This window comes from Pseudomonas sp. 910_23 (assembly GCF_052850795.1).
This window is the reverse complement of the sequence record NZ_VXCZ01000027.1, coordinates 1-18,846: the sequence shown is the minus strand read 5'-3', so window position 1 is coordinate 18,846 and position 18,846 is coordinate 1. Positions and strand designations below refer to the sequence as shown.

At 58.6% G+C, this 18,846-nt stretch carries 18 protein-coding genes and 2 pseudogenes; 2 read left to right on the top strand and 18 right to left on the bottom strand.

The window, feature by feature from the left end; translation table 11 throughout:
• Position 1: 1 nt before the first annotated feature.
• The 12 genes from FW800_RS25365 to FW800_RS25310 all read right to left on the bottom strand — a co-directional run bounded on the left by FW800_RS25365 (position 2) and on the right by FW800_RS25310 (position 9,832).
• Positions 2-1,411: a circularly permuted type 2 ATP-grasp protein gene (locus tag FW800_RS25365; protein WP_005790454.1), complete on the bottom strand. Its 1,410-nt coding sequence runs from the start codon at positions 1,409-1,411 to the stop codon at positions 2-4.
• A gap of 436 nt (positions 1,412-1,847) precedes the next feature.
• Positions 1,848-2,189, bottom strand: coding sequence for a ribonuclease E inhibitor RraB (locus FW800_RS25360; RefSeq protein ID WP_005790456.1), 342 nt, complete (start codon positions 2,187-2,189; stop codon positions 1,848-1,850).
• 212 nt (positions 2,190-2,401) lie between these two features.
• Complete coding sequence (locus FW800_RS25355) at positions 2,402-2,638, bottom strand: hypothetical protein (protein ID WP_103733851.1); 237 nt, start codon at positions 2,636-2,638, stop codon at positions 2,402-2,404.
• A gap of 104 nt (positions 2,639-2,742) precedes the next feature.
• Positions 2,743-3,348 (bottom strand): START domain-containing protein, encoded by a 606-nt coding sequence (locus tag FW800_RS25350; RefSeq protein WP_032879886.1) that lies wholly within the window; start codon positions 3,346-3,348, stop codon positions 2,743-2,745.
• 41 nt (positions 3,349-3,389) lie between these two features.
• Positions 3,390-3,644, bottom strand: coding sequence for a YkgJ family cysteine cluster protein (locus tag FW800_RS25345; RefSeq protein WP_005790462.1), 255 nt, complete (start codon positions 3,642-3,644; stop codon positions 3,390-3,392).
• A 161-nt stretch (positions 3,645-3,805) separates the two neighbouring features.
• Positions 3,806-4,297: a translation initiation factor 2 gene (locus tag FW800_RS25340; protein ID WP_446438700.1), complete on the bottom strand. Its 492-nt coding sequence runs from the start codon at positions 4,295-4,297 to the stop codon at positions 3,806-3,808.
• Positions 4,298-4,390: 93 nt separating this feature from the next.
• Entirely contained in the window at positions 4,391-5,830 is a 1,440-nt protein-coding gene (locus FW800_RS25335; protein ID WP_005790467.1) for an aminotransferase-like domain-containing protein, read from the bottom strand.
• A gap of 250 nt (positions 5,831-6,080) precedes the next feature.
• On the bottom strand, positions 6,081-6,893 hold the full coding sequence (locus FW800_RS25330) for an OmpA family protein (RefSeq protein ID WP_005790469.1): 813 nt from the start codon (positions 6,891-6,893) through the stop codon (positions 6,081-6,083).
• A complete protein-coding gene (locus FW800_RS25325) occupies positions 6,890-7,252 on the bottom strand; it encodes a DUF4398 domain-containing protein (RefSeq protein ID WP_005790472.1) in 363 nt (120 codons plus the stop codon). Before FW800_RS25325 ends, FW800_RS25330 begins: the two co-directional genes overlap by 4 nt.
• A gap of 9 nt (positions 7,253-7,261) precedes the next feature.
• Entirely contained in the window at positions 7,262-8,077 is an 816-nt protein-coding gene (locus FW800_RS25320) for a substrate-binding periplasmic protein (RefSeq protein WP_446438699.1), read from the bottom strand.
• 73 nt (positions 8,078-8,150) lie between these two features.
• Positions 8,151-9,080 carry an electron transfer flavoprotein subunit alpha/FixB family protein gene (locus FW800_RS25315; protein ID WP_032879884.1) on the bottom strand — a complete coding sequence of 310 codons (930 nt, stop codon included), beginning with the start codon at positions 9,078-9,080 and terminating at the stop codon, positions 8,151-8,153.
• 2 nt (positions 9,081-9,082) lie between these two features.
• The gene (locus FW800_RS25310; protein WP_005790477.1) at positions 9,083-9,832 is read right to left on the bottom strand and encodes an electron transfer flavoprotein subunit beta/FixA family protein; all 750 of its coding nucleotides are present in this window, start codon (positions 9,830-9,832) and stop codon (positions 9,083-9,085) included.
• Between the two features lie 484 nt (positions 9,833-10,316).
• On the opposite strand from FW800_RS25310, the gene FW800_RS25305 reads away from it, so the two are divergent.
• Positions 10,317-11,981: an electron transfer flavoprotein-ubiquinone oxidoreductase gene (locus FW800_RS25305; RefSeq protein ID WP_032879883.1), complete on the top strand. Its 1,665-nt coding sequence runs from the start codon at positions 10,317-10,319 to the stop codon at positions 11,979-11,981.
• 107 nt (positions 11,982-12,088) lie between these two features.
• Here FW800_RS25305 and FW800_RS25300 read toward each other — a convergent pair whose 3' ends face one another.
• The 3 genes from FW800_RS25300 to FW800_RS25290 all read right to left on the bottom strand — a co-directional run bounded on the left by FW800_RS25300 (position 12,089) and on the right by FW800_RS25290 (position 15,536).
• Positions 12,089-14,059: an OspG family effector kinase gene (locus FW800_RS25300; RefSeq protein WP_446438698.1), complete on the bottom strand. Its 1,971-nt coding sequence runs from the start codon at positions 14,057-14,059 to the stop codon at positions 12,089-12,091.
• Positions 14,060-14,080: 21 nt separating this feature from the next.
• The gene (locus tag FW800_RS25295; RefSeq protein ID WP_446438697.1) at positions 14,081-14,476 is read right to left on the bottom strand and encodes a hypothetical protein; all 396 of its coding nucleotides are present in this window, start codon (positions 14,474-14,476) and stop codon (positions 14,081-14,083) included.
• Between the two features lie 166 nt (positions 14,477-14,642).
• On the bottom strand, positions 14,643-15,536 hold the full coding sequence (locus FW800_RS25290) for an AraC family transcriptional regulator (protein ID WP_032879881.1): 894 nt from the start codon (positions 15,534-15,536) through the stop codon (positions 14,643-14,645).
• A gap of 183 nt (positions 15,537-15,719) precedes the next feature.
• Here FW800_RS25290 and FW800_RS25285 point away from each other — a divergent pair, with 183 nt between their 5' ends.
• Positions 15,720-16,772: an NAD(P)-dependent alcohol dehydrogenase gene (locus FW800_RS25285; RefSeq protein ID WP_032879880.1), complete on the top strand. Its 1,053-nt coding sequence runs from the start codon at positions 15,720-15,722 to the stop codon at positions 16,770-16,772.
• Here the strand turns inward: FW800_RS25285 and FW800_RS25280 are convergent, their stop codons facing one another.
• The 3 genes and pseudogenes from FW800_RS25280 to FW800_RS25270 all read right to left on the bottom strand — a co-directional run.
• Positions 16,773-17,576, bottom strand: a complete 804-nt coding sequence (locus FW800_RS25280; protein ID WP_032879879.1) for an IclR family transcriptional regulator — start codon at positions 17,574-17,576, stop codon at positions 16,773-16,775.
• A 186-nt stretch (positions 17,577-17,762) separates the two neighbouring features.
• A pseudogene (araH, locus tag FW800_RS25275) lies at positions 17,763-18,733 on the bottom strand (L-arabinose ABC transporter permease AraH).
• Positions 18,734-18,753: 20 nt separating this feature from the next.
• Positions 18,754-18,846, bottom strand: a pseudogene (locus FW800_RS25270) (ATP-binding cassette domain-containing protein); the annotation flags it as partial.

The following is an 18,846-nucleotide window of genomic DNA, read 5'->3' as shown; positions in this document are numbered from 1 at the left end:
ATCAGTCCTCGACCACCCAGGTGTCCTTGGTGCCGCCGCCCTGGGACGAGTTGACCACCAGCGAACCTTCGCGCAGCGCCACGCGGGTCAGGCCGCCAGGCACCACCCGGGTTTCCTTGCCGGACAACACGAACGGGCGCAGGTCGATATGCCGGGGCGCGATACCGTTTTCGACGAAGGTCGGGCAGGTGGATAAGCACAGGGTCGGCTGTGCGATATAGGCGTGGGGCTTGGCCTTGATACGCGCACGGAACGCTTCGATTTCGGCCGTCGTGGACGCCGGGCCAACCAACATGCCGTAGCCACCGGAGCCCTGGGTTTCCTTGACCACCAGGTCGGGCAGATTAGCCAGTACGTGGGACAGTTCGTCAGGCTTGCGGCATTGAAAAGTCGGAACGTTCTGCAGGATCGGTTCTTCATCCAGATAGAAACGGATCATTTCTGTCACGAACGGATACACCGATTTATCGTCCGCGACCCCGGTGCCGATGGCATTGGCCAGCACCACATTGCCACAGCGATAGGCCGCAAGCAGGCCAGGGACACCGAGCATCGAGTCGGGGTTGAATGCCAAGGGGTCGAGGAAAGCATCGTCGAGGCGGCGGTAGATCACATCGACAGCCTTGGGGCCGTCGGTGGTGCGCATGAACACGCGATCATCACGCACAAACAAATCCGCGCCCTCCACCAGTTCCACACCCATTTCCCGGGCCAGGAAGGCATGCTCAAAGAACGCACTGTTGAAGCGCCCCGGGGTCAGCACCACCACGCTGGGGTTATCCAGAGGGCTGGCGCTTTTGAGGGTATCGAGCAGCAGGTTGGGGTAATGGTCGATGGGCGCGATGCGCTGGGCGGCGAACAACTCGGGGAACAGACGCATCATCATCTTGCGGTCTTCGAGCATGTAGCTGACACCGCTGGGCGTGCGCAGGTTGTCTTCCAGCACGTAGTAGGTGCCATCGCCATCACGTACGAGGTCTACCCCAGAGATGTGGGAATACAGATCGCGGTGCAGATCCAGCCCCTGCATCGCCAACTGGTATTGCTCGTTGGCCAGCACCTGTTCGGCGGGCACGATACCGGCCTTGATGATGCGCTGTTCGTGATACAGGTCGGCGAGGAACATGTTCAACGCCTTGACCCGCTGGATACATCCACGTTCGACGATCCGCCACTCACTGGCGGGAATACTGCGCGGGATGGTGTCGAAGGGGATCAGGCGCTCGGTGCCCTGCTCGTCTCCGTAGAGGGTGAAGGTGATGCCGGCGCGGTGGAACAGCAAATCGGCTTCGCGCCGACGCTGGGCCAGCAGTTCGGCAGGGGTATCGGCCAGCCAGCGGGCGAACTCGCGGTAATGGGCGCGCACCTGCCCTGCCCCATCGTACATTTCATCGTAATAAGTGCGGATCATGCCGTACTCCTTGTCACTGGGACGCAAGAACCTTCGCAAGGCCCGTGCCATCGACATAAACACTTGGTTATCAATGAGTTGAATAAACCCAGCGGTTTCGCCGCACCGTCCTGGTGCGCAGAACGCCCGCTGTGATGTGGGGTGCTTCATTGCAACGCGCGTTTTGACTATCAACAGCATAGTCAGAGTTGATTTCACGGCTCGGCGGACACCGCACATAATCGTTTCCATCAGCTGATCAGGATATGTCCTACAGCTAACGCTTTTGCGCAATCGGTAATGTGTTACCTGTTGTACTGATTTACTCCTCAAGCTTCCCTTTCCGCCACCCTGTCCGGGTGGTTTTTTTTGCGCGCAAGACTGCGATATGCAGCCCTGCAAACAAAAACGGCCGACCCAAAGGTCAGCCGATACGCTGCGCTGCTCATAACACGTGCTACATGGGTAACCCACGCACCTCCTGCTTGACGCCCCATCCTTCGATGATGCCGCCGAGCGGCTCGACCACCGCTTCAAAGTCTTGCTCAAAGTCTCCTATACCGTCGTAGGTGGCGAACATGACCTTGCTCAGCTCCAGGTACCAGGCGCCGTCATCGCGCGCACTGACCTGAGCATTCAGGGACTCTCCACGAAATCGACCCGCAGCCCTGCGCGCCCGTTCCTCATCCGGGAAAATGGCGTAGAACTCGATGGGGTGAAAACGCGAAAAATCAAAACCGCCTTCTTTCATGCGGCGCAGAACATTGGTGCTGATGTCTTCTTGATAGGCTGTGCTCATGAAAAGTGCTCCTCAAATGATGGATAGACTTTCCGTGCTTCCCGAAGCTCGCGCCCTGCTGGCGCGAGTACTACGGCAGGAACAACACCGCTGGAAAACAAGCATGTAGCTGACAAGACCAGACCTTAGCGATTCATTCGCTGATCTCGATTGCAGAGTAGCGCGAAGCTATCACCTCCACCAGAGGTGCTTGAAAGGCAGACAGGGAATATTCAGACGGAGGGAGAAATATCGAGAATCTGGATACTGTTCTGGTCTTTAAGAATCTTTACCGTTGGCTCGGGCTTACGGCCCTCGAGATCATTGAGGTCGAGCTCGGCAGCCACTGGCACCAGCTTGTTGCGAATCATATGCGCCGCATCTTCGAGGCTGGGCTTTTGTTCGCAGGTGAACTGCTCCACGGACTTCACACCGTGATCATCAACGAAGGTAATCTGCCACTTTTGCATCGGTGCCTCCTCGATAAAACCCATAGGTGGGCTTACCTGTATCTTGACCTTGAGGGCTCGCCAAACGTTCCACTCAAGCCCGGAGGCACCTGATCAAACAGCGCTTATTTTTCAGCGTGTTCCTTCAAGGCTTTCAAGGTGTTGAACGGCGCGTCCACCACGAACTTGTTGGCCAACCACGACGGCACGCTGCCGCCTGGCTCGGTGTGTACCTGGTAGGTCACTTCAGTTTCATTGGCACCTTTGGGCACCAGTTTCCAGAAGCCATCAACCTGGGCCACTCGCACGTAGCCTTTTTCTTCAGGCTTGTAAGTCGGCACGCCTACCAGCTTGCGCGTAACGCTGCCGTCAGCGGCTTTGGTGGTGGTGACGTGGATATACGAATCACGATCCGTCACAGGGAACGGCGCCTTGAACTGGGTGTAGGTCCATGCCTCGTCGCCTTTCTTGTCGACAAGTTTCTGGGATTTGCATTCATGGATCCACGCGCAGGCCCCCGCGACGTCTTCCTGCAAAGCCTGGATTTTGGCGACAGGCGCCTTGATTACCGTCACACCGCGATAGGCTTTGTACTTGGAGCCGGCCATTTCGCTCAGCGAAATCTTGATGCCGTCTTCGTCCTTGGCAACTTGCCAATCCTCAGCCTGGGCAGTGGCCGCGAACATCATCGTAAAACCGCACACCACAGCCATTCGTTTCAGCGAACCCATCGTTGTATTCCTTGTTGTTGAAGTTCCGATAGTAAAGCCCATCAAGCCGCCGTCATTTGCTCCCACCAGCCGATCAAGCGAATCGCATCGGCCTGGTCGTTACCGCAGACCTCGATATCCGCCTTGAAATCACTGCACACCGCCGGACGTTCCGGTTGACCGAACAGCTGGCACAGTTGTTCCACCGACAGGTGCAGACAACGCACGCCTGCAGGTTTGCCCTGGGGCATTCCCGGCAGCGGTGAACTGATGGAGGGGGCGATGCAGCATGCGCCACAGCCTTCACGGCATTTCATGACCAGCAGGTCCTCGACGACTCAATAGGATGGCCGGGCTAGAGTACGCCCTTAAACAGCCGTTTTAAAATGGTCCAACAGGGGTTTTTCGCACAAAACAAAGATGACCGACCAGTCTACGACAGATGGTCGGCAACCCGGGTCACCTGTGACTGAACAGTTTATTGCTTGAATTCGAAATCCAGCGCGGCGCCTTCGACATCGCGACGCTCATCGTTACGCAGTTGCAGCTTCATCTCATTGCTGAGCAAGCGGCCGTTGATCTGGAACGCGCTGTTATCGGTGGGCTTTTCGCCAAACATCGGCGGCAGCAAGGGCACGCTCTTGGGTTTGGGCATGGTGCCGATCGGCTGCAAGTGCCTGACCATGTCCGAAGGCAGGGACAGGTCCAACTGTGCCGGTGGCAGTTTGGTCTGGGCCACTTCATGGGCCGACTTGGACTTGCTCGCCACAGGTGCGCGCTTTTTGGTCTTCACCGCTTTTTTCACGGTGGCTGGGGCTTTTTTTGCGGGCGTTGGCTGCTTGGCCGACGTTTTCTGCTCGGCACTTGCGGCGGGCTTAACGTCAGCCACCGGCGTTGCAGCCAGCACAGTGCAGACGTTGCACAGGCTTAACAGGCCAATCACCAAAGTTAAACGGAAAATAGACGTCATATCGCCAACAGCATTAACGGCAGAAGGCCATATGCTCGCTTGTTGTGCGTGGCATGACAAGGGCGCAGATCAATGTTGTCCCCTCTGCCCCCCTCAAAAGCCTGCTGCAGTTTCCTGGCACAGCTGGCTGGCAAGCATGCCCAGGGTCATCAACGCCCGCTCTGCCTCGCGGTTCCACGGGGTGCCGCAATTGAGACGGATACAGTGGTTGAACTGTTCGGTATTACTGAAAATCAGCCCTGGTGCAATGCTGATGCCCTGTTGCAGGGCACGCACGTGCAGCTCCTGGGTATTGACCCGCCCCGGCAAACTGACCCACAGGATAAAGCCGCCGGTCGGACGGGTCATCTGGGTGCCTTCGGGGAAATATTGCTGCACCGCCAGCTGGAAGGCGCTGAGGTTCTTGCGGTATTCCTGGCGAATGTAACGCAGGTGACGGTCGTAGCCGCCATTTTCCAGGTACGCCGCCACGCCCATCTGCGTGACGCTGCAGGCGGAGTGAGTGCTGAACATTTGCAGGCGCTGAATCTCCTGCTGGTACTTGCCGGCGATCATCCAGCCGATGCGCACGCCCGGGGACAAGGTCTTGGAAAAACTCGAACAATAGATGACCCGGTCAAGACGGTCATAGGCTTTCAGGGCCTTGGTGCGGCCCAGTTCGAACATCAGCTCGCCATAGATATCGTCCTCGACGATCTGGATATCGAAATCCGACGCCAGGCGCAGCAATTGCTTCTGCCGCTCCTCCGGCATGGTGCCGCCCAAGGGGTTGCTCAGGCGCGTGGTCAGCACCAACGCTTTGATCGACCATTGGTTGGCCGCCAATTGCAGGGCTTCCAGGCTCATGCCTGTGGCGGGGTCGCTGGGGATCTCGATGACTTTGAGGCCGAGCAAATCGGCCAGTTGCAGCAAGCCGTAGTAAGTCGGTGATTCGGCGGCGATCAAGTCGCCGGGCCGGGTCAGCACGCGCAAGGACATCTGCAACGCATCGACGCAACCGTGGGTGATCACCACTTCGGACGGATCCACGACTACGCCGGCATCGCGCATTCTGATCGCCACCTGGCGACGCAACGGTTCAAAGCCGGGGCTGAACATGTAGCTGAAGGCCCGTGGGCTCTGGAACCGCGTGACCTTGGCCAACTGCTGGTGCAGCGCCCGTACCGGCAGGTAGTCCACACTCGGCACCGCAGCGCCCAGGGGGAATACGCCTTCACGGCGTGACTCGACCAACACCTGCTGGATGATGCTGCTGCGGGTGACCAGCCCCGGGCGCTCGACCCGGGCGATGTCTGGCGTCGGCGCCGTGAGTGCCGGGGTCTGGTGCACGTAATAACCCGATTGCGGCCGCGCCCGAATCAACCCCTGGTCTTCCAGGTTGGCGTAGGCCTGCAACACCGTGGCATGGCTCACATTGAGCTGGGAGCTCATCTTGCGCACAGAGGGCACGCGCTCTCCCGGTTGGTAGACACCGCGCCGGATATCCTCAGCCAGTTGCTGGGCAATACGTTGGTAAAGCAACAGATTGGTCATGACGCAGCACTCGATTTCACGGCTATTTTATTTTTGTGTGAAACATACCAGCACAGTTTAGAAGTGTACGGGGACAGTTAACACAATAATCGAGCGCGAACCGTAGTGACAGCAAAAACTGTGAAGGGAGTACGCGTGACAAAATGTGGGAGGGGGCTTGCTCCCGATGACGGTGTATCAGTCGAAGATGTTGCAACTGAACTACCGCTATCGGGAGCAAGCCCCCTCCCACATGCAATTGCGTCAGACTTTAGCGAGCGGCACCCAGTTGGCCCTTCTCGTCAGAGAACACGATTTCCACCCGGCGGTTCTGCGCGCGGCCACGCTCGGAGGCATTGGCTTCTACCGGGTACTGGTCACCGTAACCCTGGACTTCGATACGCTTGTCGTCGACACCCAGGTCCATCAACAGGTCTGCCACCGATTGGGCGCGGTCACGAGACAGTTTGAGGTTCTCCTGCTCGCCCCCGGTGTTGTCGGTGTAGCCCTCGATACGCACCCGACGCTTGGGGTTCAGTTGCAGAAACTGCACGATCTTGAGCACGGTGCGGCTGGCCGAGTTTTGCAGTTCGGCTTCGCCGGTATCGAACAACACATCCCCCAGGGTCATCACCAGGCCTCGGTCGGTCTGGGTGGTGAGGCTGGCGATCTGCGCTTCAACCCACTTGCCCTGCTGCTGCACACTGGCCAGCTTGTTTTCGCGCAGGGCCAGTTGCAGGCGCTGACGCTCCAACTCGAGCTGGGTGCCGCGCTCGGCATTGAGGCCCTGCTCGGTGTGTTCGCGGGCGATGGCACTGTAGCGCTGGCTCAGGTAGGCGTAATGCACCACGTCGGAGCCGCTGCCCCAGTAGCTGGACAGGCGATCGGCACGGGCCAGGGACTCGCCGGCGCGGATCACATCCTTGGGCGCAAAGCGCAGCACATTGGAGTCTTCCTTGACCTTCTGGAAGTCATCGCCCGCCTGTTGCAATGCCTGCTCGCTGCTGGGCTGGCTGGCGCATCCGCCCAGTGCCGCGCTGCCCAAGAGCAACGCACAGCTCAAACCACGGATCATCGGGCTCATTGCGCGTCTCCCAATTGCAGTTGCTTGCGCAGGCGAGTGATACGGGTATTAAGCACGTTCAATTGTTCCTGGCTCTTGGCGGTCAGCACTTTTGCCTCGGCCAGGCGCGCATCCAGCTCGGCCTGCTCGGCCCGCATACGCGCGCGCTTGTAGGATTGGTCGGCCATGTTGGACTTGGCCCTGGCGAATTTTTCTTCGGCCAGTTTCAGTTCGGGCGATTCATCGGCGTTGACCCCGACCGCGTTGGCTTGCTCCAGGGCTTGCTGGGTCAGGCGCATTTGTTCATTCGGCGCAGGATCGGTTGCACATCCCGCCAGAGCGACAACGGCGAGGGCCGCGAAAAGAGGTCGAAAAATCACTGTAAATCCCTACTTTGTTGGGGTGCCGACGGGTTGTTGCAATTGCGCTTTCCAGCGCTCCAGATTGCGCTGCAGCGCGGCTTGCGCGACACCGGACGCGGGCAATTCTGTCATCTTTTTGGTCAGCTGTCCGCGCAGCCAAGGATCATTGCACGCCGAGTTATGGGAAATCGCCAGGTACAACCCGGGCTGATCGACAGGCACCTCATGGGCAACCAAGTCGTTACTCATGCCCAAGGTCTGGGCCATGGCCATGCCGGAATAGCGTCCCGCCAGCACGTAGTCCACCTCCCCCAGTAACAGTTTCTGGAACGCCGGCGTGAGATTCGGCAGGCGTTGCAGGCTGAGCTGTTGGCCGGCGAAGGTTTCAAATTCAGTGCTCAAACGGGCGCGCTCCGATACCGCGCCCTTGTAGCCGTGCAGGTCAGCCGCCGTGGTATAGGCCAGCGGCGACTCCCTGCGCGCCCAGACCAGGTAGTCGGTCTGCATCAACGCCGGATGGATGTAGTCGAAGTTGTCCAGCTCACCGAGATTCAGTGGAGCATCAGCGAGAATATCCATGCGCCCACTGCGCGCCTCATCCAAGGCCAGGGAGCGTTTGCCGCCGTAGAGCAGGTCGATTTTCAACCCAAGGTCCTTGCCCACTTGTTGCAACACGTCGGCGGTAGCGCCGATCAGGTGCGTGGGGTCCTGGGGGTCGCGCCACAGCAAGGGCGGTGCGTCCGGGCTGCCGGTGATCACCAGGCGTTCGCATTTGCCGGCGGCGAATGACAGGCTCGGCAGCAGCGTGAGGCCCAGCAGTAAAGTCCAGGGGCGCAACTCCATGGCAAGGTTCTCCTGATAAGTAAAAAAAAAACCCGGTCATAAGACCGGGCTCTTTATAAGTGAAGCAGCTGGATTAGACCAGCTTCGAAAGCTCAGGTACGGCTTCGAACAAGTCCGCCACCAGGCCGTAATCGGCCACCTGGAAGATCGGTGCTTCTTCGTCCTTGTTGATCGCAACGATCACCTTGGAGTCTTTCATACCGGCCAAGTGCTGGATCGCGCCGGAAATACCGACGGCAATGTACAGCTGTGGCGCAACGATCTTGCCGGTCTGGCCGACCTGCATGTCGTTGGGTACAAAGCCTGCGTCAACGGCTGCGCGGGAAGCGCCGACCGCAGCGCCCAGCTTGTCGGCCAGGGCGTACAGGTGTTTGAAGTTGTCACCGTTCTGCATGCCACGCCCGCCGGAAACGACGATCTTGGCGGCGGTCAGTTCAGGACGGTCCGACTTGGCCAGCTCTTCGCCAACAAAGCTGGAAGTACCCGCGTCGTGGGCAGCGGAGACGGCTTCAACGGCGGCCGAACCCCCTTCGGCGGCAACCGGGTCGAAACCGGTGGCGCGTACGGTGATGACCTTGACCGAGGCGTTGGACTGCACGGTAGCGATGGCGTTACCGGCATAGATCGGGCGCTTGAAGGTGTCAGCGCTTTCTACCGAGATGATCTCGGAGATCTGGTCAACGTCCAGCTGCGCGGCAACGCGTGGCAGGATGTTTTTGCCGTTGGAAGTAGCGGCAGCCAGGATGTGGCTGTAGCTTTTGCCCAGCTCTGCAACCAGAGGAGCCACGTTTTCCGGCAACTGATGTGCGTAAGCGGCATTGTCAGCGTTCAGGACTTTGCTCACGCCTGCAATTTTTGCAGCCGCTTCAGCCACGGCGCCAGCGCCTTGGCCTGCAACCAGTACGTGGATGTCACCACCGATTTTAGCGGCGGCAGCCACGGTGTTCAGGGTGGCCGGGGCCAGCACCTTGTTGTCGTGTTCAGCGATTACGAGGATAGCCATGATCAGATCACCTTCGCTTCGTTTTTCAGTTTCTCGACCAGTTCAGCCACCGACTTGACCTTGATGCCCGCGCTGCGTGCAGCCGGCGCTTCAACTTTGATGGTCTTGTTGGTGGAGGCGGTGGAAACGCCCAAAGCATCCGGAGTCACCGATTCAAGCGGCTTCTTCTTGGCTTTCATGATGTTTGGCAGGGACGCATAGCGCGGCTCGTTCAAACGCAGGTCGGTGGTGACGATGGCCGGCAGTTTCAGGGAAACCGTCTGGGCGCCGCCGTCGATTTCACGGGTGACCGCAACGCTGTCGCCACTCACTTCGACTTTCGAAGCAAAGGTGCCCTGGCCGTAACCGGTCAGTGCAGCCAGCATCTGGCCAGTCTGGTTGTTGTCGCTGTCGATGGCTTGTTTGCCCAGGATCACCAGCTGAGGCTGTTCCTTGTCGACAACGGCCTTGAGCAGTTTGGCAACGGCCAGGGAAGTCAGTTCTTCAGCGGACTCCACCAGAATGGCGCGGTCGGCGCCCAGGGCCAGAGCGGTACGCAGCTGCTCTTGGGCAGTGGTCGGACCGATGGACACCACGACGATTTCAGTCGCAACGCCTTTCTCTTTCAGGCGTACGGCTTCTTCCACAGCGATTTCGCAGAAAGGGTTCATCGACATCTTGACGTTAGCAAGGTCGACGCCGGAATTGTCCGCCTTGACGCGAACTTTCACGTTGTAATCGACAACGCGTTTGACAGCTACAAGAACCTTCATGGATTCCTCGTTACTCTCCGGTGAAAAGAAAGTCGCCTAGGCGAACCTGGCGGTTGATGCTCATCGGCACACAAGGGCACCTCCAAAGACCTCGGCAGTGGCCTTGCACACGGGAAAATGATGACCGTTCGTCAGCGGTGACTGAGAGGTCATTCTTTATCGCGGCGTGTAAACTGCACACCAGCTTACCTTTGGACGTGCTCTTGAAACCTGCAGTCTGCCTACGGGAAGCGCGAAACCGACCGTATCTTGACCGGAACGCCTATTCTGGTCAATACGGCAAAATGGTCAGTCATAAGCCCAGTTGCTTTGATTTACCTAGGCTGCGGGCAATTCAAACAAACGTTTGTATTGGACGCTGCCAGTGGTCTATATATAATGCGCCACCTAGAGAGACAGGTGGGTCGTGCCGTTGTGCATGACGCTACCGAACCTCCACCCATTAGAAAAAAAAGCCTGTTGAGCCTTGAGTAGGAGATAGCCTGTGGAACGCGAATACATGGAATTCGACGTGGTCATCGTCGGCGCCGGCCCGGCTGGCCTGTCTGCCGCCTGCCGACTGAAGCAGAAGGCCGCCGAAGCCGGTAAGGAAATCAGCGTCTGCGTGGTCGAGAAAGGCTCCGAAGTCGGCGCCCACATCCTCTCCGGTGCCGTGTTTGAACCCCGCGCCCTGAACGAACTGTTCCCGGACTGGAAAGCGCTCGGCGCCCCGCTCAACACCCCGGTGGTGCGCGATGACATCTATGTACTGCGCAGCGGCGATACTTCCACCAAGGTTCCCGACTTCTTTGTGCCCAAGACCATGCACAACGAAGGCAACTACATCATTTCCCTGGGCAACCTGTGCCGCTGGCTGGCCCAGCAGGCCGAAAACCTGGGCGTGGAAATCTACCCAGGCTTCGCCGCCCAGGAAGCCCTGTTCGATGAAAACGGCGTGGTGCGCGGGATCATCACTGGCGACCTCGGCGTCGACCGCGAAGGCAAGCCCAAAGACGGCCTGTACACCCCAGGTATGGAGCTGCGTGGCAAATACACTCTGTTCGCCGAGGGTTGCCGTGGACACATCGGCAAGCAACTGATCCAGCGCTTCAACCTCGACAGCGACGCCGACGCCCAGCACTACGGCATCGGCCTCAAGGAAATCTGGGAAATCGATCCAGCCAAGCACCAGCCAGGCCTGGTGGTGCACACCGCCGGTTGGCCGCTGGACATCATGGGTAACGAGAACACCGGTGGCTCGTTCCTCTATCACCTGGAAAACAATCAAGTCGTGGTCGGTCTGATCGTCGACCTGTCCTACAGCAATACCTTCCTGTCGCCCTTCGATGAATTCCAGCGCCTCAAGCACCACCCGGTGCTGGCCCAATACCTGGAAGGCGGCAAGCGGGTCAGCTACGGCGCCCGCGCGATCTGCAAAGGCGGGTTGAACTCGTTGCCAAAGATGGTCTTCAAGGGCGGTGCACTGATCGGTTGCGACCTCGGCACCCTGAACTTCGCCAAGATCAAGGGCAGCCACACCGCCATGAAGTCCGGCATGCTCGCCGCCGACGCCGTGGCCGACCGCCTGTTTGCCGAATCCGAAGGGGGTGATGAACTGACCGCGTATGTCGACAGCTTCAAAGCCAGCTGGCTGTACGAAGAACTGTTCGCCAGCCGCAATTTCGGCCCGGCCGTGCACAAGTTCGGCGCGATCATCGGCGGCGGTTTCAACTGGCTCGACCAGAACATTTTCGGCGGCAAGATTCCTTTCACCCTGCACGACACCAAGCCGGACTACGCCTGCCTGAAGCTGGCCAAAGACAGCCAGAAGATCGCTTACCCCAAACCCGACGGCAAGCTGAGCTTCGACAAACTGAGCTCGGTGTTCATCTCCGGTACCAACCATGAAGAAGAACAGCCGTGCCACCTGAAGCTCAAAGACCCGAGCATCCCGATCGGCACCAACTTGCCGCTCTACGACGAACCGGCACAGCGTTACTGCCCGGCCGGCGTGTATGAGGTGGTGACCAAGGAGGACGGCGAGAAGCGCTTCCAGATCAACGCCCAGAACTGCGTGCACTGCAAGACCTGTGACATCAAGGACCCTTCGCAGAACATTACCTGGGTAACGCCGGAAGGTGCGGGCGGGCCGACTTACCCGAATATGTAAGGCCGCTTGACCAGTGGTTCTACGATCAGGCTGCACCGGCTGAATCAATGGCTTCTTCGATTCAGCCGGTGGACGCGCTGTCAGCGGTGCTGAAATCGCTGATCGGCTCAACTGACGGCGTTCGTTTTCAACGACTCCAACAATTCGACCATTTCTTCAAAAGATTGGTTATCCGATTGAATCTGTTCCCTCAGCTCCCAAATACTGTAGCGGTCATCGGACTGTGCCAGGTTAACCCCTGCCGTCTTCGCCGAACCAAAATCCACCGGATAACACTTGCGAGTATTGGCGTCGTAAAGAATATTCCTTGCGGCCAAATCATTGTGAGCAATGCCGGCGTTTTCCAATTCGACCAGCATATTCAACACGCTGGCTGATAAGCCCTCTGGCAAGGCTTTATCCCCGGCCATCAGTTGCTCAAGCGATTCTCCCGGCACTTTGGGCATACGCATATAGGAAACGGTGTCAGCAGCATTGCTGCCAAGGAACGTCGCACGCTGTTCTCCATAATATCGGTTAAATAACGCCACCTCATTTTTCATATCGGCAATGCGCTTGGCAGCCGGTAAAGGGAACGTTACTTTGATCACATAGTCAGCATCGTCCGGGTCGGCATACACCATCGCACGGGAGCCAAACCCGACGGGGTCTTTCAATCGTCCCTCAAGTTCATCCAGCCCACCGCCCGTGACTCCTCTTCGACGCCAAACACCCTGAGCATCGGGCTTGGCAACAATGGCGCTACTGGCCAACTGGTCGGGGTCATGTGGATCGACTACACGCAAAATGTAATGCATGCCGTCCCCGGCATCAGGGGCATTGGCAACGTAATAGGGTTTGCCACCTAACTCGATTTCCCGCATACCTGGAAAAGAAGCGCCAGCATTGGGCGCTCTCATCAATTGCAGGTCGTTTGTCTGTGAGTCAAGTTCCCAGCGGTAGTGTTGGGCGGCAGTGCTATTGGTTAACGAGGGTTCTCCCAACTCTACATTTGCCTTCGCCATGGCAATTTCATGGGCCAGTTGCAAACCTGAGATCACCGCTGCGGCACCGCCGGCTACTCGATCATTTTGCGTCATTCCATCAACGGCGTCATGAACCCCGAAGACAATGTTGCCGGTGTTACCGATGATGGGCAGGTAACCGAAGGTATTGCCCCAAAATTCTTTCGCGGCTTTCCAGTTCTGCTGCGACGCACCAAAGACCTCAGTCTGGTCGGCCCACCTTGCGTCTTTTGCGTTAACAGCCTGAAAGTGAGAGGCAATGCCGCTCTTCAGATCGCCAAACTTCAGGTAATAATCGCTGTCTCTCGACTGGGTGTAATTGAATGTCTCCCGAACGGGTACGGCCCTATCCGCAAGCAGATTTTTTCTGCCTGGGAAGGTGGCGCTATTACCGTGAATAAGCGCCCCCAGAACATAGTCTGCCCTTGGCCAATGCGCGTCTTTGCCGCCTTGCCGGTCACGGGCGTTGAAACTGTTCTGCACATGAGCACGATTTCTTTCAGCCCATTTGGCAAAGTCATCATCCCCGTGCAGTTCACTGACAGTGCCGCGTCTCAAATCGACCATTAAGCCTTTATCAGGTCGATGGTCATAATCACCGTGATAATGGACATAAGGAACAAAGGCATAACCTGCCAGAGAGTAACCGTATATATTTGGAACAACGACGTTTCCATTGTCCTCAAGTGTACGAATGATGGCTTTCTGGCCCGCCGGCGTAAGCTGACTGAACGTAGCCTTGTCGTCATGCAGACCTTGCAATGTCCCCTTGAGCACATAGGCGTCCGCTTTCCCCGAGCGCGCTGCTAGCTTGCCCTCAGGGTCGCGCATCGGCTTGGCTATTTCTTGCTCCCAATGACGTTGAAGTACGCTGCCCAGGGCCTCAAGTTCGTTGATCACTTCCTTGGCCTGCGCATTGATATGCATGCCTTGGGCGTTCAACTGGCCCCCCGGCGCCACTTTATCGTGCTTCAACGCACCGGCTGCAATTTGCCATGCCAAGTAGGTGCGTTCATCCTGATTAGTCAGATGCGAGACACCATTGAGTTCCTTGACGTAAGACTGGAACGTCACCGTGATTTTTTGATGTGGGTCCTACCCCGCCGCCAGCAATCCACCGCTGAAATAACCTGCAGGCTCCAAGAACGGACGCAGGTGCTGGAATCTGATATTGCGTTGGCCTTCGTCGCCAGTTTCCATAGTCCGGATCTGCGCAACAACGCGACCAGCATAGGCATTGATTCGCCGTTCACGCTCGCCAAACGTATACCTCGCGGTAGGCGGTGTTACATCGAGCGAGCCGTAAATTACACCCTTGGAAAAATCAAGTTCGTGACTCGGGTCAGGGGCGACTGTCGTGTTGTTGACAACACTCACTTTCATGCCTGCCGAACCGTTAACCTCACCTGCGGTTACAGGGTTTGCAGGCAGTGCAGAAACGGATTGCTGAGTGCTGATAAGCATCGTATGAGTGAGGGGCTGAACTTTCACGCGCACTACCTCCTTGGTCCCAGACGCTAATTCGCCTGGTGCAATCGTGAGTGCATAACGAGCCAGAGCAGTTCCGTTGCCACCGCGCTGAAACAGTTATCAGGTATTGCCCCCCTATTCGATGTTCATGCAAGCAAGGCTTATCTGGCAGGCGTACCTGGCAGACTCAGGCGGCTCGCTCTTCACCAGGGTTACGCAAAAAGTAACGCTTATATTCGCGACTGAACTGCGACGTACTCTGGTACCCCACGCTGTGCGCCGCCTGCGCCACGCTCATGCCCTCCACCAGCAGCAACTGTTGGGCCTTCAATAGTCGCAGGCGCTTGAGGTACTGCACCGGCGACAACAAGGTGCAACGCTTGAAATGTTCATGAAAGGTCGACGCACTCATGTGCGCATACCCGGCCAGCGTCTCGATATTCAGCGGTTCGGCATAATGGGCATGCAGGTGATTCAATGAGGTGGCGATGCGCGAAAACTGCCCCTGTTGTTCCACCAATGCACGCAGCACATCCGCCTGCGGCCCGCGCAAGGCGGTGAACAACAATTCGCGCACCCGCGCCGGGCCCATGATCCGGCTTTCCAGCGGATCGTGCAGGCACTGCAACAGCCGTTCGACGCATCCACGCATGGCGTCATCGAGCACCACCGAACTCATCGACTCCAACGTCTGCGCCGTAGGCGGCGGCCCGGCCTGCATACCCATCGCAATCACCAACTCGCCCAACACCACCCGGTCGATGCCCACCGTCACGCCATACAGCGGCGCATCGGGCGCCATGGCAAAGGTCTCGCACTCGAACGGCACCGGCATCGCCTGGATCAGATAATGCCCGGCGCCATACTCCAGGGTACGCGGGCCCAGGTACGCGACTTTGCTGCCTTGGGCCACGAACATCAGGCTCGGCTCGTAGATCTGTGGCCCGCGCGCCACATCGCAACTGGCGCGCAATACCTTTACACCGGGCAGGTGAGTCGGGGAAAAACCGTCGCGGGATGCAAGGCCTTCAATCAAGGCGACCAGGGTGGCGTTGGCATCGAGATGGCGGGTCAGCAACATGGCAAAAAACTTCGCGAATTAGGGATGAGAGCATCATCGCAGGTCTGGCGACCAATACATCCAAACTTGAGGCAGTGCCGGACGAATAGGCATGAGACTCGGAGCAATCGCCATGGCCGCCGGTGCGCTCGGTACGCAGAATGGCCCGCCTCACTTGTCATTGCTTTTTTGCGAGGTTTCTTCATGTACACCGCCATCGGTTATGCCGCCCAGTCGGCCACCACTCCCCTCGCCCCTATGTCGTTTGAACGCCGCAGCCCGCGTGTCGATGACGTGGCCATCGAGATCCTCTACTGCGGCGTGTGCCACTCCGATATTCACCAGGCTCGCAACGAGTGGGGCATTGCCGTGTACCCGCTGATGCCGGGCCATGAAATTGTCGGTAAGGTCACCGCCGTCGGCGCCAACGTCACCGCGCATAAAGTCGGTGATCTGGTTGGCGTGGGCTGCATGGTGGATTCGTGCCGCCACTGCGAAGCCTGCCAGTCAGACCTTGAGCAATACTGCCTCGAAGGCCCGACCATGACCTACGCTACCCCGGACCGCGTGGATGGCAGCAACACCATGGGCGGCTACTCCGACAGCATCGTGGTCAGCGAGCATTTTGTGGTGAAGATCCCAGCCAAGCTCGACCTGGCCAGCGCTGCACCAATCCTGTGTGCAGGTATCACCACCTACTCGCCGCTCAAGCACTACGGCGTGAAGGCCGGCGACAAAGTCGGGATTCTCGGCATGGGCGGCCTGGGCCATATGGGCATCAAGTTCGCCAAGGCCATGGGCGCCGAGGTGACGCTGTTCACACGCTCGGCGAGCAAGGCTGAGGAAGGCCGCCGTCAGGGCGCCGACCATGTGATCGTGTCCACCGATGCCGAGCAGATGAAAGCCGCTGCCGGGCACTTCGACTTCCTGCTCGACACCATCCCGGTGCAGCACGACCTGAACCCCTACCTCGATGTACTGCGCTTTGACGGCGTGCATATCCTGGTCGGCCTGATCGAGCCGGTAGACCCGCCCGTCAACGCCGCGAAACTGGTGCTGGGCCGTAAAGTGCTGGCCGGTTCGCTGATCGGCGGCATTGCCGAAACCCAGGAAGTCCTGGATTTCTGCGCCGAGCACAACATCACCTGCGACATCGAAATGCTCGACATCCGCCAGATCAACGAGGCTTACACCCGCATGATCGCCGGTGACGTGAAGTACCGCTTCGTTATCGACATGGCGAGCCTCAAAGCCTGATCAGGCTTTGGCGCCCAACTCCGCTGACAGCCGGGCTGCGACCTGTTTGATCACAGGGATCAGCTCGGCCATTTTCTCCAGCGGCATATAGGGCACGGTACTGGCGATGCTGATGCCGGCGACAATTCGCCCGCCGGCATCGCGCACCGGTGCGGCTACACAGCGAATCGACGGTTCGTTGTCTTCCAGGTCGAACGCATACCCGCCCGCTACATACTCGCCCATGCGTTGTTCGAACTGCGCCCAGGATTGCTCCGGGTGCTGCGGCCATTGCAGGCTTTTGCCCGTCGCCGGCAAGCTGGCGTGGTACAGGCGCTGCCACTCCTGCGGCGAATCATCCAGCAACAACGCCTTGCCGATACCGGTGCGCGCCAGCGGCATACGGTGGCCGACCCGCGAGCGCATTTCCGGGCCATTGCGGCCAGGGTTCTTGTGCAGGTAAAGCACATCGTCGTATTCACGGATCGCCAGGTGGATGGTGTCGCCGGTGAGCGCCGACAGCTCGTCCAGATAGGGTACCGCCAGGCTTACCAACGGTAGCTCTTCGCGGGCCTGGAAGCCCAGCTCGATCAACTTTGGCCCCAGCAGGTAACCAACCTGCGGCACCACGCGCAGGTAACGCTCCTCGACCAGGCAACTGGCCAGGCGGTGGGTGGTGCTACGGGTAGTGCCGATACGCCGGGCAATCTCTTTCAGATCCCGCGCACCAGCCGCCACCGCGTGCACCACGCCCAGGCCACGCAACAGGGTTTGGGTACCGGTGGGGGCGGCGTCTTTGACGGGGGTGTGGGCGTTTTCCTGCATATCGGGCCTATGTGGTAGTACGAAAACGAGCGGCATTATGGCAAATACCGCCCTCCTGAACACAGGAGATCCAAGGTGGGAGCTGGCTTGCCTGCGATGGCGGTGGGTCAGTTAAAGATAGGCTGGCTGACAGCCCGCTATCGCAGGCAAGCCAGCTCCCACAGTTTAATCTTCACAGGGCGAACATTAGCGTTGCTTCATGCGGTCGATGATGACCGCCAGCAGCAGAATCGAGCCGCGAATCACGTACTGGTAAAACGTGTCGATGTTCTTCAGGTTCATCGCGTTCTCGATGATCGCCAGGATCAGCACCCCGGCAATCACATGGCGAATCATGCCGATGCCGCCGCTCAGCGATACGCCGCCCAGCACGCACGCAGAGATCACTGTCAGCTCGAAACCCTGGCCGATCATCGGCTGGCCCGAGGTCATGCGCGACGCGAGAATCACCCCGGCCAATGCGCCGATCAAACCGTGCACGGCAAAGATGATGATCTTGGTGCGATCGACATTCACCCCGGCCAGCAGCGCGGCTTCCTGATTACCACCAATGGCCATGGTGTTGCGCCCATAGGTGGTGTAATTGAGCAGCCAACCGAAGAACACGAAACACAGCACAGTGATGATGATTGGCACCGGTACGCCCATCAGTTGGCCATTGCCGAATACGAAGAAATCTTCATTCATCACCCCCACTGCCTTGCCGTTGGAGAAGATGTACGCCAGGCCGCGCACGATCTGCATGGTCGCCAAGGTGGCAATCAACGCATTGATGCGCAGCTTGGCAATCACGATGCCGTTGATCAGCCCCACCACCAACCCCATGGCCAGTGCCGCCGACACGCCGAGTACTACGCTGTCGGTGTCACGGATCACGATGCCCGCCACCACCCCGGCACAAGCGATCACCGACCCCACTGACAAGTCGAGTCGAAGTGCCCCGACGCCAGGCAGAACAGCATGGTGCACGCGGCGATGCCCACCGTGGATATCGCCAGCCCCAGGCCGCGCATGTTCAGTGGCGAAAGGAAGTTGTCGATAAATACCGCGCTGAGTACAAAGATGCTCAACGCTGCCAGCAGCATCACCCAGTCGTCGAGAAACTTGCGCTGGTTGAACCCCGGCCAGAAACCCTTTGCAGTTTTAACTTCAGACATAGCCAACCCCTCTTATTTCTTCAAGCCCGCGAACGCGGGAGCGCCAGTTGCAACAGGCGCGCTTCATCCGCTTGGGCGCGGGGCAGTTCACCGCTCAGGGCGCTTTCGCTCAT